Source organism: Streptomyces beigongshangae (assembly GCF_019710745.1).
GTDB classification, from domain to species: Bacteria; Actinomycetota; Actinomycetes; order Streptomycetales; family Streptomycetaceae; genus Streptomyces; species Streptomyces beigongshangae.
Genome location: NZ_JAHKJW010000008.1, coordinates 181,554 through 201,935, shown reverse-complemented (window position 1 = coordinate 201,935; position 20,382 = coordinate 181,554). Strand labels below are relative to the sequence as shown.

Genomic DNA, 20,382 nt, shown 5'->3' with positions numbered 1-20,382 from the left:
GGGGGCGGAGGCGGCCTGCGCCGTCGTCCCGAGGCCGGCGACCGCCGCGCCCGCCGCGGGCAGGGTGGCCGCGGCGCGCAGCAGCGAGCGTCGGTGCAGGGGGTTGTGTCGTTCTGGCGCGGTCATGGGGACTCCGTAGGACGGGACACGTGGGCAGTCCGTACGCTGCTCACCCGCCACAGCCGGACGGTGGCGCGGAGTTGAACTCCCGGCTCCCGCCGTCCGGACGTTTGGCTGAGCGGGCGCCGCAGCCGCCGTCCCCGCGGACCTGCGTGTCGGATGTCCTGTCAGACGTCCCGCCGGAACCCGGCGTACGCCTCCGGGCCGGCGTCCGCCGCCCGGTCCCCGGTGGCGGGCGCGCCGGACCCCCGCGGGCGGACCGGTGCCCCGAGGGCCCGTTCGAGCACCTCCAGGACCGTGGCGCACAGCAGGGGGACCTTGTACCCGTTCTGGGCCAGCGGTGTGCACCCCGCCCCGGCGTGTCCGGCGGCGGTGGCCAGCACCTCCGGTGTGGCCGTGCGCCCCACGAGTGCGGTCTCGACCGCGGCGAGGCGTACGGGGGTGCGGGCGACACCGCCGGCGGCCACGGTCGCGGAGGTGATCGCCGTGCCGGTGACGCCCAGGCGCGCGACGACCTCGACGAGCGGCCATTCGGCGCGGGACCGGCCGGTGGAGCGGTGGTGGGCGGCGCGGTCGGCCGCCGCGGGCGCGGGCAGGTCGACGGCGAGGAGCACGTCGCCGCCGGGCAGCAGGTGGTCCCGGGAGGGGTCGGAGCCGTCGCCGTACAGGTCGTGGACGGTGAGCGTGCCGCTGCCGTGCGCCGTGACCCCGGCGTCGTAGGCGAGCAGGGCCGTGGCGATCGAGGACGGGTGGGGGGCGACGCACGGGCTCCGGTCGATGACCACCGAGTACAGGTTCAGGCCGGTGCGGGCGGGGCAGGTGTCCCCGCCGGTCTGGTGGCAGGAGAAGTGCGCGTTGCGGTAGTACCAGCAGCGGTTGCGTTGCAGCAGGTTCCCGCCGATGGTGGCCGCCGCCCGGATCTGCGGTGTGGCCAGGGCGGCCGCCGCGCTCGCCAGGGCGGGGTGGGACCGGCGCAGCCCGGGGTCCCCGGCGACCTCGGCGAGGGTGGTCATGGCACCGACGCGGACGGACCCGTCCGGCCGCCGGACGATGCCGCTGAGCCCGGCCACCCCGCGCAGGTCGACGAAGGGGCCCGTGGCCCGTCCGACGCGCCGCCGGGCGGTGACGTCCGTGCCCCCGGCGCGGAGTTCGCCGCCGGCTCCGCAGACGGCGCTGACGGCGCCGGCGATGTCGTCGGCACCGGACGGCGTGGTCATCGGCCGATCCCCGCCAGCAGCCGGTCCGGTCTGACGGGCAGATCGCGGGGACGCCATCCGGTGGCGTTGTGCACGGCGTTGCCCACCGAGGCGGCGACCCCGACGGTGGCGATCTCGCCCAGCCCGACGCCGTGGCCGTTGACGTGGTCCCAGCCGTCCTGGTGGAAGTGGACCTCGATCCGCGGGGTGTCGCCGATGCCGGGGATCCGGTAGTCCTCCAGGTTGTCCGTCAGCACCACGCCCGTCGACGGGTCGGTGTGGCGCTGCTCGTGGAGCGCGAATCCGATGCCCTGGACGATCCCGCCGTGGCACTGGCTGCGCGCGAGCGGCGGGGCGTAGACGTGGCCCGCGGCGATACCGGCCCAGACCCGGGTGACCGCGACGGTGCCCAGGCGGCAGTCGACCTCGACCTCGGTGACGTGCACGGCCCCGCTGAATCCGCGGCCGAGCGTCGTGTGGAACTCGTCGAAGGTGAACGGGGTGAGGTAGGCGCGGCGGTCGCGGCGGCGCCTGCCGACGACGCGGGTCCCGGCGGCCCCGTCGAGCACCGGCAGGACGGAGTCCCGGCCGGCGCCGGCGCGCAGGGCGGCACGCAGCCGGATCGCCGCGTCCCGGGCCGCGGGGGCGACGGACGCCGTGGTGCGGCTGGCGATCGACGGCGGGCCGTGCACCGTCCCGGACCTGCCGATGTCCACCCGGACCCGGTCGGCGGGCAACCCGAGTTCGGTGCGCACGACGTGCGCCATCACGGTGCGGATACCGGTTCCCATGTCCTGGACGGTGGTGCGCGCCACGACCACGCCCCGCTCCACGGTCAGTTCCACCTCGGTGCCCCGGTCGAGGATGTAGACCCAGTTGGTCGCGGCGACGCCGACCCCGCGCCTGAAGCGGCCGCGCTGTGCTCCGGTCCGCGGCCGGTCGCGCCACACCGGGAGCGCCGCGGCCCAGTCGTACAGGGCCTGCCGCTTGGGGTTGCCGTCCCAGCGGCGGCGTACGTCCAGGGGGTCCTCGCCCAGCCGGTGTGCCGCCTCGTCCACGGCCTGTTCCAGGGCCCAGCAGATCGGTGGTCCGCCGGGGCCCCGGAACTGCATGCCCGGGGGCCGGTGGGTGACGACGTCGAAGTCCCGCAGCCGCCGCGGGGCGCGGCCGTAGACGAAGCGGGCGTGCGAGGCCACGGAGGACGCGACGGACGTCCCGCCGTCGCCGTACGTGTCGACGCTGAGGGCGGTGAGCTCTCCGCGGGCGCCCGTGAGCAGGGACAGTTCGGTACGGGTGCCGGGCCGGTTGCCGCCGTCGGTCAGTTCCTCCGCGCGGCTCAGGACGACGCGCACCGGTACGCCGGCGGCCCGGGCCAGTTCGACGGCGGCGACGATCTCCCTGGTGAACGCGACCTTGCAGCCGAAACCTCCGCCGACGTGCTCCGCGGTGACGTGGACCTGCGCCGGCTTCAGCCCCCACCGGCGCGCCGCGTCCCCGGCCACCTTGCCGACCGCCTGGGTCGACACGTACAGGTGGAGTTCGCCCCGCTCGTCCCAGCGGGCGACGCAGGCGTGCGGTTCCATCGGGGTGTGGGCCTGTACGGCGGTGGTGAACGTCGCCGACACCAGGCGCTCGTCGCCCCGTTCCCGCGCCGCGGCGATACGGCGGGCGGCGGTGCGTCCGCGCCAGTCCATCCGGGTGGGGCCGCGCACGTTGCCCTGCCACGGCGCGGGGCTGGGCAGGACGTCGGAGCTGCGCGGCGCGCTCCGTCTCACGGCGCGCGTGGCGTACACGAGGGGCGCGCCGGGTCCGCGTGCGTCCTCCGCGTCGAGCACCGGGGGCAGCGGGAGGTACGTCACCTCGACGCGGGCGGCCTCGGCCAGTGCCGCCGCCCGGGTCGGGGCGGCGACCGCGGCGACCGGCTGCCCGGCGTACCGCACGATGCCGTCCTGCGGCAGGAGACCGGCGAACGGGGCACCGCCCGGGTGCGAGACGCGCACCCGCGCGTGGGCCCGCGCCGAGCGGACGATCACTCCTTCCAGCTGGCCCGCGAACCGCACGTCGGTGGCGTAGCGGGCGCTGCCGTCGGCCTTGGCCATGGCCTCGATCCGTGCCGGTGCCGCCTCGTCGCGGTCGTGCTCGCCACGGCACGCGGCGCCGATCGCCTCGTAGACGCCCTGGTAGGCGCCGCAGCGGCACAGGTGGCCGGCCATCGCGTCCGCGATCAGCTCACGCGGCGGCGCGACATCGCCGTGCGCGGCCCGCCAGCGGTCCACGAAGGCCGCCGCCTCCACCACGAAGCCCGGTGTGCAGTAACCGCACTGCAGGGCGTCGTGGGCGACGAAGGCCCGCTGGACGGGATGGTTCCCGGCCAGTCCCTCCACCGTCGAGACCGTCCGCCCCCGGACCGCGGCGCAGGGGGTCAGACAGCTCACCACGGGGGTCCCGTCCACGAGGACGGTGCACGCACCGCACACGCCGGACCCGCAGGCCAGTTTCGTCCCCGGCAGGCCGAGGCCGTCGCGCAGCAGTTCCACCAGCGTGTCGTCCGGGTCCGCCGCCACCTCGGCCGGAACACCGTTGACCGTCACATCCATGGCGTACTCCCCCGCATTCGGTTCCTGGCCGGCGGACGCTGAGCCGACCATAACCGCGCGGTGAACCGGGCGGAACCGTGGTCGGGCGGTCTTTCGGACGATGTGGAGCCGTTCACCAGGCGGCCTCCGGCGCGACCGTGCCGCCTCCTCGCCGCCTTCCCCCCTCTCCTCCCTTTCCCGCTCAACCGCTGTTCACCCGGTACGTCCCGCCCTCCAGCAGTTCCCGGGCGAACAGGCGCACCAGCTCGGGGTACCGGTAGCGGGGTCCGGCCGGCCCGTCCGCCCACGAGACGGCCACCAGGTGACAGTCGATCAGTTCGTCCAGGATCTGCTCGGCCTTCTCCTCGTCGACCCGCATCCACTTGGCCGCCCGGGCACGGGTGAACCCGTGCGCGTCGAGCAGCCCCAGCACCGGGAAGGCCCGGCGGACCTCCGGCGGCAGACCGCGGTGGACCTGTGCCAGGCGGGCACGCAGATCCAGCTCGGGCGCGACCGTGAGCTTGCGCAGCCGGTGCTCCTCGTCGGCCAGCCGATCGGCGAGCAGTTCGGGGCGGCCGTCCGAACGCACGGCGAGCAGTATGCCCGCGGCCCGCAGGGCCAGCGGCAGGCCGCTGCAGAACCCGGCGATGGCGTCCGCCGCGGAGCCCGCCAGGGCGGGCTGGTCCGCCACCCTGCTGAGCAGTTCGACGGCCTTGGAGCGCGGCAGTCCGGCCAGCTCGACGGTCGTGCCGGCCAGCGCGGGCAGCCGGCGGCGGCTGGTCACGATGACCGCGCACCGGCTGCCGGCGGGCAGCAGCGGCTGCACCTGCGCCTCCGACACCGCGTCGTCGAGCACGACCAGCACCCGGCGGTCGGCGCACCACGTCCGGAACAGCCGCGTGCGCTCGTCCAGGGAGTCCGGCAGCCGCCCCTCCTGCGGTCCCACCGTCCGCAGGAAACCGGCGAGCACGTCCTCGACCGGCACCGCGGCGCCGTTGTCCGTACGCAGGCCGGCGTAGAGCTGGCCGTCGGGATAGCGCGCCCGGGCCTGGTGCGCCACGTGCACCGCGAGCACCGTCTTGCCGACACCGGGCATGCCCGTGACGAGGGCCACCCGCGGAGCGGTCCGCCCGAGGGAGGGCGCGGCGCAGACCAGTGAGCGGAGCTTGGCGACCTGCTCCTCCCGTGCGGTGAAGTCTGCTATGTCCGGCGGCAGTTGGGCGGGCGTCGGCCTCAGCAGGGCGATGTCGGGCCGACCGCGGACGAGTTCGGTCCCCGTGTCCGCACGCAGGATCGCGTGCTGGATGCGGCTGGTCTCCGACGACGGTTCGAGGCCCAGTTCGCGGATGAGGGTCGCACGCAGGTTCCGGTAGACCTCCAGGGCCTCGGCCCGGCGCCCCAGCCCGTGCAGGGCGATCATCAGCTGGCCGCTGAACCGCTCGTTGAACGGGTGCTCGACGGTCAGCGCCCGCAGCTCGCCGACCACTTCGCCGTGCCGTTTGAGGCTGAGATCGGCGGCGATGCGCTGGCTCAGCGTGGACAGGCGCGACTCCTGCAGCCGGGCGGTGTAGGAGGACAGGAAGGTGCCGGTCGAGACGTCGGCCAGGGGCCGGCCCCGCCACAGGCCGAGCGCCGAGCGCAGCAGGGTCGACGCGGTCTCCGCGTCACCGTTGTCCAGTGCCTCCTGGCCGCGTCGTGCCGTCACGAAGTACTGCTCGGCGTCGACGTTCGCCGGGTCGACGCGCAGGATGTAGCCCGGGCTCTGCGTGGCGATCGCGGCCGCCGCGTCACCGGTGGCGCCGCCCCTGCGTATCAGTTTGCGGAGCTGGTAGAGGTAGGTGTACAGGGTGTCCGCGGCGCTGACGGGCGGGTCGTGCGGCCAGAGCTCCTCGACGAAGGTGTCGGCGGGCACCACCCGGTTGGGGTTGATGGCGAGCAGCGCCAGGACGACACGCATCTTCGGCGGCGCGGGCGCGAGCCGTCTGCCGCCGTGTCGTGCTTCGAGGGGTCCGAGCACCGAGATGTGCAGGTCGTGGGCCGCGGCCTGCCTCCCGTTGGACCCGGTGGACTTCCTCGGTTCGTAGGGCGGGAAAGGGACCGACTCCGGCACCGCCTGTCGTCGGTCCGTCCTGTGATCCATTCCGGTGCCGTTCCTTCCTTCCGCCGGCCGGCCGCGCACCGGGGTGGCCGCGCGGGCCGGCCGAGCCGGGCGAGGGGCAGTCAGTCCTGGAACTCGCGCACGTGCTCGAACCACGTCACAGGGCGACTGCGACAGGTGATCAACCCGGAGCGCAGGGCGACGTTGACCGCCTCGGCCCGGGAGGAGACATGGAGCTTCGCGTAGATGTTGCTGAAGTGCCGTTTCACGGTGCCGACCGACAGGAACAGCTTCTCCGCTATCCGGGCGTTCCCGGCCCCGTCCGCGGCCAGCGCGAGGAGCTCCGACTCCCGGCGGGAGAGCAGGCCGTCACGGCCTTCGAGCCACCTCAGTGTGCCGCGCGGGACGGAGAGGACGACACGATCGGCGTCGTAGGCCACGGTACGCAGTACGGACGCCAGTTCATGGGCGCTGGAGCGCCGCGCGAGACAGGCGCTCACCCCCAGCGCCATCAGCCGGCGCACGGTCCACGCCTCCTCGCCGACGAACACGACGAGGCGGGCCGCGGGAAAGGTCCCCATCACCTGCCGGATCGCCCGGTCCGACAGCGCGGCGGAGGTGTCCGGTCCGAGGAGGACGACGTCGGGGCACCCGTCCCGCGCCAGCCGGGCCGCGCCGCCCTCGTCGTCGGCCTCCCCCACGATCCGGATACCGCCGGCCCCGTTGAGGACTTCGCGGATCCCCTCGCGGAAAAGCCTGTCATCGTCCAGCAGAAGAACAGCGACTTCGCTCATTGCGCAGGGCCCTCCGGCAAGCTTGTCGTCGGCGCGGTGAACGGGCGTGGTGGGCGAGGAGCCGAGGGGGTCCGCGGTTCTGCGGGCCGCTGCCGTGGACGCCTTCCGGGCCTTCCCGGGCCTTTCGCACGGGAAGCGGCCCGCGCGGTCCGCACAGCCGCCCTACGGGGAACGGGACCCCCTCGGGTTCACCTCAGCAGAGACTCGCACCGTCCGCCAGTGCCGGCCGGTGTCCACGGCACACGCGTCGCACCCGTCGCACTCGCCGCACCCGTACGGCGGGGGCCGGCTCACCGGCGGTGAACGGGGCCTGTCGGGCATCCTTCGGTAAGCGGTTCCGACTTCCTGTCGGCATGAGGGTCCGGGCACGCGTGGGCGGCCCGCGCCCCGTCTCCGGTACGGCCGGGTTGCTCCCGGCCGTACCGGAGACGGTCGTCCGGCGGCCCGACGCGGGTGTGGTGCGCCACCGCCGAGGCCGCCCGGTGCGGTCCGGGCGGCCTCGGCGGTGGCGGTTGTGCCGGCGGGCGGGCCGGGGTCGGCCCGGTGGGAGGCCCGGTGGGAGCCGTCCCGTGGTCGTCCGGGTGGGTCCCGGCCGGGTCGTGGCCGGGTCGTGGCCGGTGCTACCAGGTCACCGGCAGGGCGCGCGGCATGACGATGATGTGGTCCAGGTCCCACTCCCCCTGCCGCTCCACCTCCCACTCCAGTTCGGTCTCGGGCACGGCCGGCCGCAGCGTGGGGAACCGGGCCAGCAGCCCGCCCAGCGCGGCCCGCAGCTCCGTGCGGGCCAGGTCCGCGCCGGGGCAGACGTGCGGTCCGGCCCCGAGCTGCATGTGCTCCTTCGCGTTGGCCCGTGTCAGGTCGAGCCGGTCCGGATCCGCGAAGACGGCCGGGTCGCGGTTGGCCGAGGCGGTCACCGGCAGGACCGTCGTCCCGGCGGGGACCACCACCCCGGACAGTTCGACGTCCTCCAGCGCGGTCCGCGCGAACGCACCGGGCCCGATCGGGGTGAACCGCATCAGCTCCTCGACCGCGTTCGGCACCAGTTCGGGCTTGTCGACCAGCAAGCGCAACTGGTCCGGGTGCCGGAACAGCGTCAGGACCGACCGGGTCAACTGCACCGACGTGGTGTGGTTCCCGCCGACGAACATGATGAACACGAGCATGATCAGTTCTCGCGGGCTGAGCCGGTCCCCGTCCTCGTCGGCCGCCTCCACCAGCGCGGTCAGCAGGTCGTCCTGCGGACGACGCCGCTTCTCCTCGGCGAGTTCCACCAGGCAGTCGCTCGCGTGCTGCATGGCGACGGAGATCTCCTCCAGGGGCGCCCCGGTGACACCCGTGGCCGTGTCCAGCCAGGTACGCAGCTGCTCACGCCGCTCCCCGGGGACCCCGAACAGTTCGCACATCACGGCCGCCGACAGCGGATCGGCCAGCATCGTGACGAGGTCCGCGGGCGGCCCCTGCTCCGCCATCCCGTCGAGCAGCCCGTCCACCGTGGCCGCCACCCGCGAGGACAGCCGGTCGGTGCGTTCGGGCGGGAACGCCTTGGCGATCAGCCGGCGGATCCGGGTGTGTTCCGGTGCGTCCAGGTTCGAGATCGACTCCGTGTCCTGCATGCTGACCGGCACCGGTACCGGCGGCCTCGGGATGTCGTTGGCCGCCCGGCTCAGCCGGGGATCGGACAGCACCTGCCGCACGTCGTCGTACCTGGTGGCGAGCCGGGCCCCGCGGCCCGTCGCCAGGCGTACACGCGGCACGGGATCCTCGGCGCGCAGCCGTGCCAGCACCGGGTCGGTCTCCTGCGAGGGAGGCGTGTCGAACGGGAAGAGCGGATCGGGCGTCTGCTCCGACATGACCTGTTCCTTCCGATTCATCGGCCGGCGCCGGCCGTCCTGATGGGGCGGCACGATGGGGCGGCACAGGGCACACGCCGGTCCGCCACGCCGGGACTCTAGTTGCCGGGAGGCGCACGGGAACCGTGGCCGGAGGGTCCTGCAGGCCGCCTACGGCCGGTCTCCAGGCGACGTCCAGCCCCGGCGGCCCGGGCCGGGGGGAACCGTCCGGCGCGGGCCGCCGGATGTACCCGGCTACACCTTTCGGCCCGCTCCGTTTCCCCCCGTCCGGGATGCGTTGTCGGGCCCTGCCACGCGGCCTAGTGTGCTGCCCAGCCGAGCGGGGGCGGAAGGCCGCGACCGGCCCGGCACCGGGCTCCCCCGTCACACCGCGTCGATCACCCAGGAGATCGCATGCCACCGACCGGTCCCGCCGCGGACGGCCTGTCCGCCGAAGCCGCGATCATCCGGATGAGCGTCGGGTTCTGGATCACTCAGGCCCTGTACGTCGTGGCGGAACTCGGCGTCGCCGATCTGCTCGACCGGGACACACCGCGGCCGGTCGGGGAACTGGCCGCCGAGGCGGGTGCCGCCGAGGATCCCCTGTACCGGGTGCTGCGTGCGCTCGCGGGTCTGGGCCTGGTGCGGGAACACTCCCGGCAGCACTTCACCCTGACCGACCGCGGCACACCGCTGCGCAGCGACTCCCCCGACACGGTCCGCTCGACGCTGCTGGTGACCGGCGAGGAGCAGTACCAGGCATGGGGTTCGTTCCTGCACAACGTCCGCACCGGGGGGACCGCGTTCGAACACCGCTTCGGGCAGTCGGTCTTCGACTACTACCGCGACCGTCCGCGGGAGTCCGCGCGCTTCAACCAGGCCATGCGCGAGCTGACCCGGGAGCAGGGCCACGCGGTGGCCGCGGCCTACGACTTCTCCGACGTCCACGTCGTGCTCGACGTCGGCGGCGGCAACGGCTCCCTGCTGTCCGCGATCCTCACCCGGCACCCGCACCTGGCCGGAATCCTGTTCGATCAGGAGATCGCGGTCGAACAGGCCCGGCAGGGCGCCGGGGGACCGCTGCCGAACTGCCGGTTCGTCGCCGGTGACTTCTTCGACAAGGTGCCCGTGGGCGCGGACCTGATCACCGTCAAGCACACCGTCCACAACTGGCCGGACGAGGACGCCGTCAGGATCCTGCGCAACTGCCGCGACGCGCTGTCGCCCACCGGCCGGATCCTGGTGCTGGAGACGGTCGTCGGCCCGGCCGACGAGCCCTCCTTCGGCACCCTCCTGGACCTGCAGATGATGGCGCTGCCGGGCGGCCGGGTCCGTACCGAGGCCGAACACGCCCGGCTCCTCGACCGGGCCGGCCTGCGCCTCAGCCGCGTCGTCCGGCTGCCCGCCGTGGACATCGTCGAAGCCGTGCCGAAGGAGTCCCCTGCCCATGAACACACCCGCCGCGAACACACCCGCTGAGCAGCACACATCGATCTGGGACACACAGACCGCGGACGAGTTCTGGGCCGCCATGGACGAGCCGTACGAGCGGTTCGTCGAGGCATGGGGCGGCTCCGAGAGCGCCCTGGACAAGTGGCTGCCGGCCCAGCTGCCCGGCGGTGACCGCGCCCTCGACCTCAACTGCGGTTCGGGCCGGCACAGCGTCCTGCTGTCCGAGCACTACCGGAGCGTCCTCGCCGTGGACATCTCGGCCCGCATCATCGAGCGTGCCCGCAAGGACCGCGCCCGGCCCCACATCAGCTACGAGGCGCGCGGCAACCTGGACGTCACGGCCGAGCGCGACGGCCTCTTCGACGCCGTGCTCTCGGTCTACGGTTTCCACATGGCGGCCCCTTTCGAGACCGCCCTGCGCCACATCCGGTCCCTGGTCGCCCCGGGCGGCGTGGCCGTCGTCTACACCGCCGTCGACACCGGTGAGTGGGATTCGCCCGACTGGCACGTCGACCGCGCCTTCAGCTCCGCGCGCTACCTGTACGGGACGACCGGCGATCCGCACGCCACCGCCGACCTGCTGCGCTTCTGGCTCGACCCCCGCTGGCTGGAGACGGTCGCCGCCGCCCCGCCGCCCACCCGCGACGACTTCCACCGGGCCTGTGCGGAGATCTTCCCCGGCTGCGACCTCACCGACGGCCCGTACCCCGACAACTGCGCCATGTCCTGGCGAGCACCGTCTCCACCCACGACCTGATGGACAGTCAGCCACCCCCCGGCTGGCCACCCACCATCCACTGACGGCCCGTCACCTATTGGGTGACGGGCCGTCAGCACATGGTGGGTGGCGGTCCGTCAGCGCGTGGGCGTCGGCGTACGCACTCCGGCGTGCGGCGTCGGTGCGACCGCGGTGCGCAGCAGTGCCGCGGCTCCCGGCATCGCCGCCAGCCGCAGGGCGTTGTGCCGCAGCGTCAGTGCCAGCCGGCTGCCGGGCACGAACCAGGCGGTGCTGCGCCGGGCGGAGCGCTGCATGGCCGTGATCCTGGGCAGCAGCCCTTCCTCGTATGCCTTCAGCGCCTCGGGCACGGGGTGTTCGGCGAGGTGCCGCGCCAGCTGCCGGGCACCGGTCATGGCGAGCGAGGCCCCCTGTCCGGCCAGCAGTGACACCGCCTGGCAGGCGTCGCCGAGCAGCACCACCCGGCCCGCCCGCCAGGTCGGCAGGAGCGTCTGCGCGATGTAGTCGTAGTAGGCGTCCGGCGGGCAGGCGTCGAGCAGGCGCGGCACGACCCAGCCCTGGTCCGCGAACGCCGCCGAGAGCGTCGCCCTGGGGTCGCGCGGCAGTCCGCCGGCGGTCTTCCCGTCGGGGGCCCGGTGCATGAACACCGCGGCCACCCGGCCGTCCACCAGCGGATAGCCGCCGGCGTGCCGGTCGGGAAGCGCCAGCATCCGGAACTCGCCGTCGAGAGCGTCCCGTACGACGTCGTCGCGGAGCACGAACGAGGCGACCCGCAGGCCCAGGGGACGCACATAGTGGTCGCGGGGCCCGAAGGCGAGCGCCCGCACCCGGGAGTACACCCCGTCGGCGCCGACGAGCAGGTCCGACTCGCACTCCGTGCCGTCGTCCAGGCGGACCACCACGCCGTCGGCGTGGTGCGTCACCCGGTCGACGGTACGGCCGAAGCGGACGGTGACCGTGTCCGGCAGCGCGTCGTGCAGGGCGTGCACCAGGTCCTCGCGGAGCACCCTGACCACCCGTCCGGCGACGGCCTGGGTGAAGGTGTCGTACACGATGCCGGCGCGGCGGCGCCCTGCGGCGTCCATGTAGCCGATCCCGAGCACCTCCTGGTGGACCCCGCGCAGTTCGTCCAGCACTCCCATCTCCTCGGCCACGTCGTAGCCCGAGCCGAAGAAGTCGATGACGTACCCGCCGTCACGCAGGGCGGGTGCCCGTTCCACGACGAGCACCCGCCAGCCGAGCCGGTCCAGCCACCAGGCCGCGGTCAGCCCCGCGATGCCCGCGCCGCACACCACCGCGTGCATCAGCCGGCAGCCGTGTCCGGCTGGTCCGCCATCCTGATCACGGCGAACACCGTGCCGTAGGGGTCCCGCAGCAGGACGACGAGGCCGGTGCCGACGTCCATCGGCCCGGCGACCCGGGCGCCGCCGAGTGCGGTGGCCCTGGCGGTGGCGTCGTCGAGGTCGGCCACGGTGAAGTACACCATCCAGTGCGGCGGGGTGTCCGGCTGTCCCTCCAGGGGCACCATGCTGCCGATGAGCCGGCCGTGGGACGACCACTTCGTGCAGGCCAGCCCGTCGTAGACCTCGGTCTCGTGGTGCCAGCCGAACACCTGCGGGTAGAACTCCCTGGCGCGTTCGGGGTCGCGGCTGAGCAGTTCGTTCCAGCACCAGCTGCCGACCTCGTTGACCAGGGAGGCACCGGCGAAGCCGAGGGACTGCCAGAGGAAGAACACCGCGCCCTCGGGATCGGAGCACACCGCGACGACGCCGTGGTCGCGTTCGGCGGCGGGCGGGCGGTGGACCCGTCCGCCCGCGGACTCGACGGCCTTCGCCGCGACCTCCGCGTCGGCCACCGCTATGTAGGTGTTCCACGCCGGGGGCCGGCCCTCCAGCTCCCGGGGCAGGACGCCGGCGACCGGCTTGCCGTCGCGCGTGAACATCGTGTACCGGTCGCTGCCGGGGAGGGTCCGGGCGTCCCAGCCGAACAGTTCCCCGTAGAACCGTACGACTCCGTCGAGATCGGGGTTGGAGAGGTCCACCCAGCAGAAGACACCTGACGCGTACTCGGTTCTCGTTTCCGTCATGGATCCATGGTTCCAGCGCGGTCTGGTGGTTCCCTGGTGGTCCGGGCCCAGGAACGCTGGAAGGGCCGGGCCTCGACGACCAGCCGGGACGGGCCGTGGAAGACCAGATCGCGGGCGTACGTGACGCCCGCGCCGGCGAGTCGGAACCGTGGCAGCACCCCGATCAGGGCACCGAGGGCGATCTCCGCCTCCAGGGTCGCCAGGCCGGCGCCGAGGCAGTAGTGCCGGCCCAGGCCGAACCCGAGGTGGCGTGCGGCGGGCCGCCGGATGTCGAGCGTGTCCGGGTCCGGGCAGTGGCGGGGGTCCCGGTTGGCCGACCCCAGCACCAGGAGGACCTTGTCACCGGGCCGTATGCGGTGCCCGCCGAGCACCACCTCCCGGTACACCCAGCGTGAGGCCATCTGGACCGGGGCGTCGTAACGGATGAACTCGTTCACCGCGTACGGCATCTGTCCGGGGTGGGCGGCCAGGTCGGCGAGTACGGACGGGTGCGCGAGCAGGGCCAGCGCCGCCTTGGAGATCAGGTTGGTCGTCGTCTCATGACCCGCCGTCAGGAGGTGGACGCAGCTGGCGACCGCCTCGTCCTCGGTCAGCGGGCCGTCCGCCCCGCAGGCCCGTCCCAGCACGGTCAGCAGGTCGTCCCGCGGCCCGGTGCGGCGCAGGGCCAGCTCGCGGCGGAAGAAGGCGCACAGCTCCGCCGCGGCCGACTCGGCCGCGGCGTAGGCGCCGGGCGCCCGTCCGCCGCGCGACGTGCTGGCCTCCTGGACGGCCGTCGCGCACTCGCGCAGCCAGGTGTGGTGCCGCTCGTCGACGCCCAGTACGTGGGAGACGACCAGGACGGGCAGGGGGGCCGCGAAGGCGTCGACGAGGTCGACGGACGACCGGTGGGCGAGACCGCCGAGGAGGTCCGTGGTGATCTCGTCCACGCGGGTCCGCAGACCGGCCACGGCGTCGCCGGAGAAGGCACCGGCGAGCACTGCCCGCACCCGGGTGTGGCGCGGCGGGTCCATGAAGACCAGCCAGTCCTCGACCATCGAGCGCAGGACGCCGTGCCGGGCGGGCACGACCGGCCGGTTCCCCTCCTCGGCGGCGCGGCGCGCGTCGTGTCCGAAGTCCCGGCCCCTGAGCACCCGGGAGACGTCGTCGTGGCGGAAGACGTACCAGGTGCCGGTCCCGCCGGCGCCGGACGCGGCGACCCGGTGCACCGGGTCGCCCTCCCGGTACCGGCGGTAGTCGGGATAGGGGTCGGCGATGTCCCGCAGGGCCGACGGCGCGAAGTCCGGCAGGGGGTCCCGTGTCACGGCCGGCCTCCCGCTCCGCCGGGGAGCACGTCCTCGCGCCGGAAGCGGTCGGCGTAGAACGTCATCAGCGCCGGCACGCTCTCCGGCACGCGGGCGCACTTGGCCGCACGCCTGGCCAGGTGCTCGAAGCGCAGTGCCATCGCCCGGAACGCCACGTCCGGCCGTGCCACGTAACCGGGCGGGTCCCCCAGTTCGAAGGAGGGTCCTGCGGTCCTGCCGCGCCGTCCCGACGGCATGGTCACGAGCAGCTCGCCGAGCGGCCGCAGCATTCCCGTCATGACGTCGATGGACGCGTTCATGAGGACGGAACGCCGCAGACTGGCGTCCGGGGTCCAGCCGTAGTGCTGGACCATGAGCTGCACCATCATGAAGAACGAGTGGTTGAACAGCTCCATCACCTCCCTGGCCTCGGGGTCGGTGACCAGGTCCTTCGTCGCGTCGGCGTCCCGGGACAGGGTGGGGTTGCGCATCACCGGATAGGCGGGGTCCCACAGCGTCCGCCCGGTCCTGGCGCACCTGACCTGCTCCTCGCTCAGGGCGTTGTGGGCCCGCAGGAACGTCTCGTGGTGCGAGGGGCCGGACGGCTTGCCCGCCGGCGGCAGGACATGTCCCTCCCCCTGCTCGGTGACGAAGTCGATCGCGAAGAGGGCGCTGGCCACGTCGTCGACCTGGAGCTGGTAGTCGGGGTGGACCGCGTTGACCGACTCGCGCATGAAGAGGTGGTGCTCCGGGCCGCCCCGCCCCCTTTCGACCAGGAACAGGTCCGGCAGGGACCCGACGGCCTGGCGCAGGTCCCCGTAGAGCTCGCCCAGCGACGCGTAGCCCCGCGCCCGGTGCGGTGCCGCGGGCCCGCCGCAGGGGTCGGACGGGAGGTCGGCGGTGAGGTGCTCGGGCTGCTCGACGGCGATGAACCTCTGCAGGGAGCCGACGCCGAAGCCCTCCAGCGCGAACTCCAGGGGGATCGGCAGTTCACGGTTGATCCGGGCGAAGTCCGTGGCCGGGACGTGGAAGGGCTCGCCGAGGGCCAGGATGATGTTGTTGACGGCGATGAAGTGGATCATCTCCTCCTTCGCCACCGTCAGGAGTGTTCCCCTGAGCCCGTGGTCGAGCGTCTCGGTGCCGTCACCGCACAGCAGCGCCAGCTGGTCGGGCGTCCACAGTCCCCGCCGTACGTACTCCTGGCCCGTGCGGTGGGTCGGGATCGAGTAGGCCGCGTAGATGTACTGCATCATCACCGCGAACTCGGCGGTCGCGGCCTGCCGGAGCGCCGCGCACAGGCCGGTGCGGTCCGTGATCCCGCCGGGGCGGTGCCGCGGTGCCGCGCCCGGGACCGCCGGTGACATGACGGGGCCGGGGCGCTGCAGGCCGCGCAGGTACTTCCGGAGCAGGCGGGCCTTGGGCTCCGACAGGTCCCGGGTGGACGGCATGTAGTACGTCTTCGCCTTGTTCCGCGGGTCGCACATCTGCCAGACGAGCCGGGCGTACGTCTCGACCTTGCACTCGTCCGCGAGGCTGAAGACGTCCTGCCGCATGAACGAGGTGCACAGTTCGTAGAAGGCGAACACCTCGCGGTACACGAGGTCGAAGGTGACGTCCTCCACGTCGTCCAGGTGCCAGTCGTCGGGCAGGACCCGCACGACGAGGGAGCCCGCCGCGGCCCAGTGGCCCAGTGCGTCGTCGTTGTCGTAGGCCCTGCGGGCGGAGCCCGGCGCGAGGAGGTCGCACGGCTCGTCCCCGGGACCGGCCGACAGGAGGATCCTCGCGCCCCCGGCCCGTGCGCCGCGCACGGTGAACCGGCCCCGGCCCGTGCCGTCGGTGGCGATGACGCACTCGGCCGCGTACGGTCCGGGATCGGCGAGCGGTCCCGCGCGCAGGCCGCAGACCTCCAGGTCCCCGCACTTCGCCCGGGGGTCCGCCGCGACCGCGTCCAGCGGGAGCGCCCGCGGGTTGAAGAACTGCCGTACGCGGATCGCGTCGACCGGTGCCGGCACGCCCCTGACGAAGGACCTGACCTCGATCTCGCGTGCGTGGTCGTCGCCGTTGCGCCGGTCGGGGTGGTCCAGGACCAGGCAGGCGTCGTCGGCCTGGACGTTGACCTCCTCCTCCACGAGCAGGACGGCCCGCTCGCCGTCGGCCGTGGTCCCGGTCAGGCACAGTGCCTGCTCCGCGGCGGCGTACCGCGGGGCCGCGTCCGGTCCCGCCCAGGGAACCGTCACGATGCCGCTGGTCAGCGCGAGTTCCTCGGCGGTGTACGCCGCCGCGGGGATCCGCGCCAGCAGGTGTCCGCCGCGCACGGTGCGCAGTTCCAGATCGCCCAGGTCCGCCACCGGGCCCAGGGCGTGGAGCGGTCCGGGACCGGCCGTCGGGGCCCGGTGGCGGACCGGTACGGCGGTGGTCATGTTCAGGACCACGCCGTGCGCCGTGCCCGCCACGCCCAGGTTGTGCAGCAGCACGTCGCTTCCGCGCCGGCCGGCGCGCCGCGGGGACAGCAGCCGTCCGGCGGGATAGGTGGCGAACTCGTGCTCGTACCAGGGCGCGATCGTGCCGTGCACGCTCCAGGAGTTCGGTTCGTCCGGTGCCGTCGGCGCGGACATGTTGCGCAGGGCGAACTGGACCACCAGCCCGGCCACGTCGTCACGGTCCACCGCCGCCCGCAACGCCGTCACCACGGGTGATGCCTGTGTCTCCGGGAGCCATTCCAGGCCGGTGTCCTTGCGCACGACCAGCTGGTGCACGGTCGAGCGGCGGAACTCGGCGGCGAGGCAGTGGTCGCCCGCCTCCACGAGGTGCCGGAAGTTGTGCCACCGCGGCGGCTGTGTGCCGGTGACGTCGCCGACGAGCATGTAGCCGACCTCGTGGGACCGTCCGCGCCGGCCGAAGCAGAACTGGCCGACCATGAGCGTGGTGGCCCAGTCGGAGGCGGGGTCGCAGTCGAAGACCCTGGCGCGGTTGAACGTCGTGGCGAGGTACTCGTTGTGGTGGCCCCACATGTCCACGCTGCGTCCGACGACCGGATCCCGGCGGTCGGGGCCGTCGGCGCCCTCCGCGCTCACGATCGTGGCGTCGATCCAGAAGTGGCCGTTGCCGCGGAAGTTCCAGCCCTTCGAGGCGCTGAAGGGCCCGTCCGGCGTCATGCGTCCCGAGGCGTCGAAGCGCGGCCCCCGGGCGTCGAGGTAGTCGTGGTACTCCTGCGCGGGGCGCTCCGCGGGGAACGGCCCGTCGTCGGTGAGCACCGAGTGGGCGGACAGGTCGACCAGGCCGTTGCGGAGCCCGGTGGGGAGCCTGGTGACCGCGTGGCCGCCGAAGTGGAGCCGGGGCAGGTCGAAGACGCTCATGGTCACCCCGCCCCCACCGCGGTCCGGGTGCCGGACCGGTGCTGCGCTATCTGCCCGACGGCGGTGAGCGCGGACTCGATGGCGCCGTCGATCCAGGCCGGTTTCGAGGAGCAGTGCTCCCCGGCGAAGAAGAGGCGGTTCTGCGGCCGGGCGGCGCGCATCCGCTGCAGCTCGCTCGTCGAGGCGTCGCCGTCCCAGCGGATCGCGCAGCCGCCCGCGCTCCACCGGTGCCGGCCCCACGGCAGGCTGACCGCGTCCAGCACCATGCCGGGCTCCAGCAGTTCGGGGTGCATCCTCCCCAGCTCCCGCCGGACGGTCTCGTGCCGGACGGCGGCGGTCATGCCGGCGAGCCGGTCCGCGTCGTCGCCGATCGTGTAACTCGCCAGCAGCGCGGCCCCCCGCCGCGGATCGCCCTCCACGGCCGGGTAGTAGGTCTGCCGGACCAGGCCGGCGCTGAACGACGCCCCGCCGGTGATGCCCTCGTGCGACCAGAACGGTTCCCTGCACAGGAACGCCACCTTGGTGGCCGGGCAGTACACCGTTCCGCGGATCGCGGCGAGCTTGTCGCTGTCGATGCCCTGCAGGTGGATGCGGCGCAGGACGGAGAAGGGCATGGTGCACAGCACGTAGTCCCGGCGCTCGGTACGGACGCGTCCCTGGCGGCGCACGGTCATGAGGACGTCGTGCTCGCGGGCGTTCAGGCCGACCACCTCGTGCCGGCGGCGGATCAGCCCGTCGAGTGTGGCGGCGAGCCGGTCGACGAGCTGTCCCATCCCCCCGCTCAGCTGGACCAGTTCCGAGCTGGTCTCGGTGAGGATGTCCCCCAGGAAGGAACGCAGGGCCCCGCTGCAGGCGGACCTGACCTCCGGGTGGGCCTGGAAGAACGCGTGCAGGTCCGCCTTCCGGTCGGCGGAGAGGTAGGCGTGCACACCGGTCCGCTCCAGCAGGCCCAGCAGGCAGGCGTCCAGGTCCGCGCGGATGCTCCTGCGCAGGTCGGAGGGCGCGATCGCGTCGATCACGGTGGTGAGCCACGCGGCGAACAGCAGCGTCTCCCGGCGGTAGCCGGAGTGGACCGGGTCGCGGAAGTAGTGGCCGACCAGCGCCTCGGCCGCGTCACGGACCCGGGTGTATCCGGCACCGACCCTGAGGTACGTGTCGGCCTCGGCCAGGAGCGTCTTGAACGGCCGCTTGCGGTCGGCGAGACCGAGCCGGGTGATGTAGCGCATCGCGAGGGTGTGGTGGGCCGGGATGCGCATGGCGCCGAGTTCCACGAAGGGCGCGTCGGTGCCGGTGCCGAAACGGTGGGTGTGCACCCGGCCGCCGATGCGGGCCGCGGCCTCGAAGATCTCGACCTGGTGCCCCAGCCCTTCCAGTTCGTGCGCCGCGACCAGACCGGCGATGCCGGCCCCGACGATGGCGATCCTCTTGCTCTCGCCGCCGTCGGCGGCGATCGGCGGGCCGGCCGCGGCGGCCGTGGTTCCCGGTGGGCGGTCCCCCGCTCCGGACGAGGGGTGGAAAAGGTCCGGGCCTGGTGCACGGGACCGCTTCGCCATGGCCCACGACTCCTCTGCGTCGACGTGTCGTTCCGGATTCCGGACAGCCGGGGAGTCAGAAGTGTGCCGGGTCCGCCTCCAACCGATCTGAAGCCCGGCTGTGGCCGTGTGCCGGTGTNGTTCCGGATTCCGGACAGCCGGGGAGTCAGAAGTGTGCCGGGTCCGCCTCCAACCGATCTGAAGCCCGGCTGTGGCCGTGTGCCGGTGTTCTCCAGACCGCCTGGATACGGGCTCGCGACGGAGGCGGTACGCCCACGCGCCGCGGCGCGTGGCGACGGGACGCCGGGCGGCGGGGCGGTCGGTGAACCCTACGCGCCGTGGGCGGCGCACTCGGCGGCGTCGCGCGCGTCCATCGTGGCCAGCACGTCGCCGCGGTGGTAGTAGGTCCGGCGACCGCTCCTGAGGCGCCGCCACCGGTGGGTGTGGGCCAGCCAGTAGACGGTCCCGGAGGCCAGGCCCCAGCCGGCGCAGATGTCCTGCACGGTCAGTCCGGTGTCGCCGCGGCCGGGACCCGCGGGGGCCGCGCGCCGGGCGTGCCACGAGGCGGGCGACCAGGTGTGGCTGCGGTCGGCGGAGCAGGTGAGGGCGGCATGGCCGGACGGCACGGCGGAACCGACGTCCGCGACCAGCGTCCCCGGACAGCCGGTCCGTACGCACGGGCCCATCACCGTGGGCCCGCCCGCGCGGCCGGACAGCACCGCCCACGCCGCCTTCACGAGTTCGTCGGTCTCGGCCACGACGTCCTCCGCCGACTCGTGGCGGGCCAGCCAGCCCGCGTGGTGGGTGAGGAAGGCCAGGAGAGCGACGGTGTTCCGGGCCGGTGCCTGGATCCTCCGCTCCGTCCGGACCACCCCCGCCCAGCTCGCCAGGATCCCGCGTATCTCGTCCCGGACGTCCAGGGCGGAGGTGCTGAGCGGGATGCCGGGAGTGCCGTGCCCCCGCGCCCGTGCCCGCTCGACCGTCCCGCCCGAGGGAGGGGACGGCGTGAGCGAGTGGGTCAGTTCGCCGTACAGCTCCCCGAGGGCCGTCAGGTTCTCGGCGATCCGCCGGCGGGTCCTCTGCGCACCCGGGTCGTAGGAAGGAACGGAGGCACTCTGCATCGGAACATCCTCTGCGCTAGAACGACTGCACTGTCGAGCGTGAGGGTCCGGGCTACCAGGTCGATACCGGACCGTTCCCGCCCGCTCGTCCGTCGAGGCGCGGCGCGGTGCGGCGCGGTGCGGTGCGGTGCGGCGCGGTGCGGTGCGGTGCGGGGAAACGGCGCCCGCCGGACGCGCGGGACCGGACCCCCGCGAGGGTCGGCGGG

13 protein-coding genes are annotated in these 20,382 nt (G+C 73.8%); 2 read left to right on the top strand and 11 right to left on the bottom strand.

Going from position 1 to position 20,382, the window contains the following annotated elements:
• Positions 1-287 precede the first annotated feature (287 nt).
• The 5 genes from KM933_RS08870 to KM933_RS08850 all read right to left on the bottom strand — a co-directional run bounded on the left by KM933_RS08870 (position 288) and on the right by KM933_RS08850 (position 8,634).
• Positions 288-1,337 (bottom strand): FAD binding domain-containing protein, encoded by a 1,050-nt coding sequence (locus tag KM933_RS08870; RefSeq protein WP_221349942.1) that lies wholly within the window; start codon positions 1,335-1,337, stop codon positions 288-290.
• Positions 1,334-3,913 (bottom strand): molybdopterin-dependent oxidoreductase, encoded by a 2,580-nt coding sequence (locus KM933_RS08865; protein WP_221349940.1) that lies wholly within the window; start codon positions 3,911-3,913, stop codon positions 1,334-1,336. Before KM933_RS08865 ends, KM933_RS08870 begins: the two co-directional genes overlap by 4 nt.
• Before the next feature lie 181 nt (positions 3,914-4,094).
• A complete protein-coding gene (locus tag KM933_RS08860) occupies positions 4,095-6,032 on the bottom strand; it encodes an AfsR/SARP family transcriptional regulator (RefSeq protein ID WP_221349938.1) in 1,938 nt (645 codons plus the stop codon).
• A gap of 80 nt (positions 6,033-6,112) precedes the next feature.
• On the bottom strand, positions 6,113-6,784 hold the full coding sequence (locus tag KM933_RS08855; RefSeq protein ID WP_221349935.1) for a response regulator transcription factor: 672 nt from the start codon (positions 6,782-6,784) through the stop codon (positions 6,113-6,115).
• Positions 6,785-7,404: 620 nt separating this feature from the next.
• The gene (locus KM933_RS08850) at positions 7,405-8,634 is read right to left on the bottom strand and encodes a cytochrome P450 (RefSeq protein WP_221349933.1); all 1,230 of its coding nucleotides are present in this window, start codon (positions 8,632-8,634) and stop codon (positions 7,405-7,407) included.
• Positions 8,635-9,027: 393 nt separating this feature from the next.
• Here KM933_RS08850 and KM933_RS08845 point away from each other — a divergent pair, with 393 nt between their 5' ends.
• Both KM933_RS08845 and KM933_RS08840 read left to right on the top strand, forming a co-directional pair.
• Positions 9,028-10,092: a methyltransferase gene (locus KM933_RS08845; RefSeq protein WP_221349931.1), complete on the top strand. Its 1,065-nt coding sequence runs from the start codon at positions 9,028-9,030 to the stop codon at positions 10,090-10,092.
• Positions 10,061-10,822: a class I SAM-dependent methyltransferase gene (locus tag KM933_RS08840; protein ID WP_221349930.1), complete on the top strand. Its 762-nt coding sequence runs from the start codon at positions 10,061-10,063 to the stop codon at positions 10,820-10,822. The genes KM933_RS08845 and KM933_RS08840 overlap by 32 nt, the downstream gene beginning before the upstream one ends.
• A 98-nt stretch (positions 10,823-10,920) precedes the next feature.
• Here the strand turns inward: KM933_RS08840 and KM933_RS08835 are convergent, their stop codons facing one another.
• The 6 genes from KM933_RS08835 to KM933_RS08810 form a co-directional block, all read right to left on the bottom strand.
• Entirely contained in the window at positions 10,921-12,105 is a 1,185-nt protein-coding gene (locus KM933_RS08835) for an FAD-dependent oxidoreductase (protein ID WP_221349928.1), read from the bottom strand.
• Positions 12,105-12,887 carry a VOC family protein gene (locus tag KM933_RS08830; protein WP_221349926.1) on the bottom strand — a complete coding sequence of 261 codons (783 nt, stop codon included), beginning with the start codon at positions 12,885-12,887 and terminating at the stop codon, positions 12,105-12,107. The genes KM933_RS08835 and KM933_RS08830 overlap by 1 nt, the downstream gene beginning before the upstream one ends.
• Positions 12,884-14,188: a cytochrome P450 gene (locus tag KM933_RS08825; RefSeq protein ID WP_221349924.1), complete on the bottom strand. Its 1,305-nt coding sequence runs from the start codon at positions 14,186-14,188 to the stop codon at positions 12,884-12,886. Before KM933_RS08825 ends, KM933_RS08830 begins: the two co-directional genes overlap by 4 nt.
• Positions 14,185-17,523 carry a ferritin-like domain-containing protein gene (locus tag KM933_RS08820; protein ID WP_221349922.1) on the bottom strand — a complete coding sequence of 1,113 codons (3,339 nt, stop codon included), beginning with the start codon at positions 17,521-17,523 and terminating at the stop codon, positions 14,185-14,187. Before KM933_RS08820 ends, KM933_RS08825 begins: the two co-directional genes overlap by 4 nt.
• 2 nt (positions 17,524-17,525) lie before the next feature.
• Complete coding sequence (locus tag KM933_RS08815; protein ID WP_221349919.1) at positions 17,526-19,076, bottom strand: flavin monoamine oxidase family protein; 1,551 nt, start codon at positions 19,074-19,076, stop codon at positions 17,526-17,528.
• Positions 19,077-19,384: 308 nt separating this feature from the next.
• The gene (locus tag KM933_RS08810; protein ID WP_221349917.1) at positions 19,385-20,176 is read right to left on the bottom strand and encodes a hypothetical protein; all 792 of its coding nucleotides are present in this window, start codon (positions 20,174-20,176) and stop codon (positions 19,385-19,387) included.
• Positions 20,177-20,382: the final 206 nt, after the last annotated feature.

Coding starts and splice junctions, on each gene's coding strand:
- KM933_RS08870 (WP_221349942.1), bottom strand. CDS start 1,337: ATGACCACGCCGTCCGGTGCCGACGACATCGCCGGCGCCGTCAGCGCC.
- KM933_RS08865 (WP_221349940.1), bottom strand. CDS start 3,913: ATGGATGTGACGGTCAACGGTGTTCCGGCCGAGGTGGCGGCGGACCCG.
- KM933_RS08860 (WP_221349938.1), bottom strand. CDS start 6,032: ATGGATCACAGGACGGACCGACGACAGGCGGTGCCGGAGTCGGTCCCT.
- KM933_RS08855 (WP_221349935.1), bottom strand. CDS start 6,784: ATGAGCGAAGTCGCTGTTCTTCTGCTGGACGATGACAGGCTTTTCCGC.
- KM933_RS08850 (WP_221349933.1), bottom strand. CDS start 8,634: ATGTCGGAGCAGACGCCCGATCCGCTCTTCCCGTTCGACACGCCTCCC.
- KM933_RS08845 (WP_221349931.1), top strand. CDS start 9,028: ATGCCACCGACCGGTCCCGCCGCGGACGGCCTGTCCGCCGAAGCCGCG.
- KM933_RS08840 (WP_221349930.1), top strand. CDS start 10,061: ATGAACACACCCGCCGCGAACACACCCGCTGAGCAGCACACATCGATC.
- KM933_RS08835 (WP_221349928.1), bottom strand. CDS start 12,105: ATGCACGCGGTGGTGTGCGGCGCGGGCATCGCGGGGCTGACCGCGGCC.
- KM933_RS08830 (WP_221349926.1), bottom strand. CDS start 12,887: ATGACGGAAACGAGAACCGAGTACGCGTCAGGTGTCTTCTGCTGGGTG.
- KM933_RS08820 (WP_221349922.1), bottom strand. CDS start 17,523: ATGAGCGTCTTCGACCTGCCCCGGCTCCACTTCGGCGGCCACGCGGTC.
- KM933_RS08815 (WP_221349919.1), bottom strand. CDS start 19,076: ATGGCGAAGCGGTCCCGTGCACCAGGCCCGGACCTTTTCCACCCCTCG.
- KM933_RS08810 (WP_221349917.1), bottom strand. CDS start 20,176: ATGCAGAGTGCCTCCGTTCCTTCCTACGACCCGGGTGCGCAGAGGACC.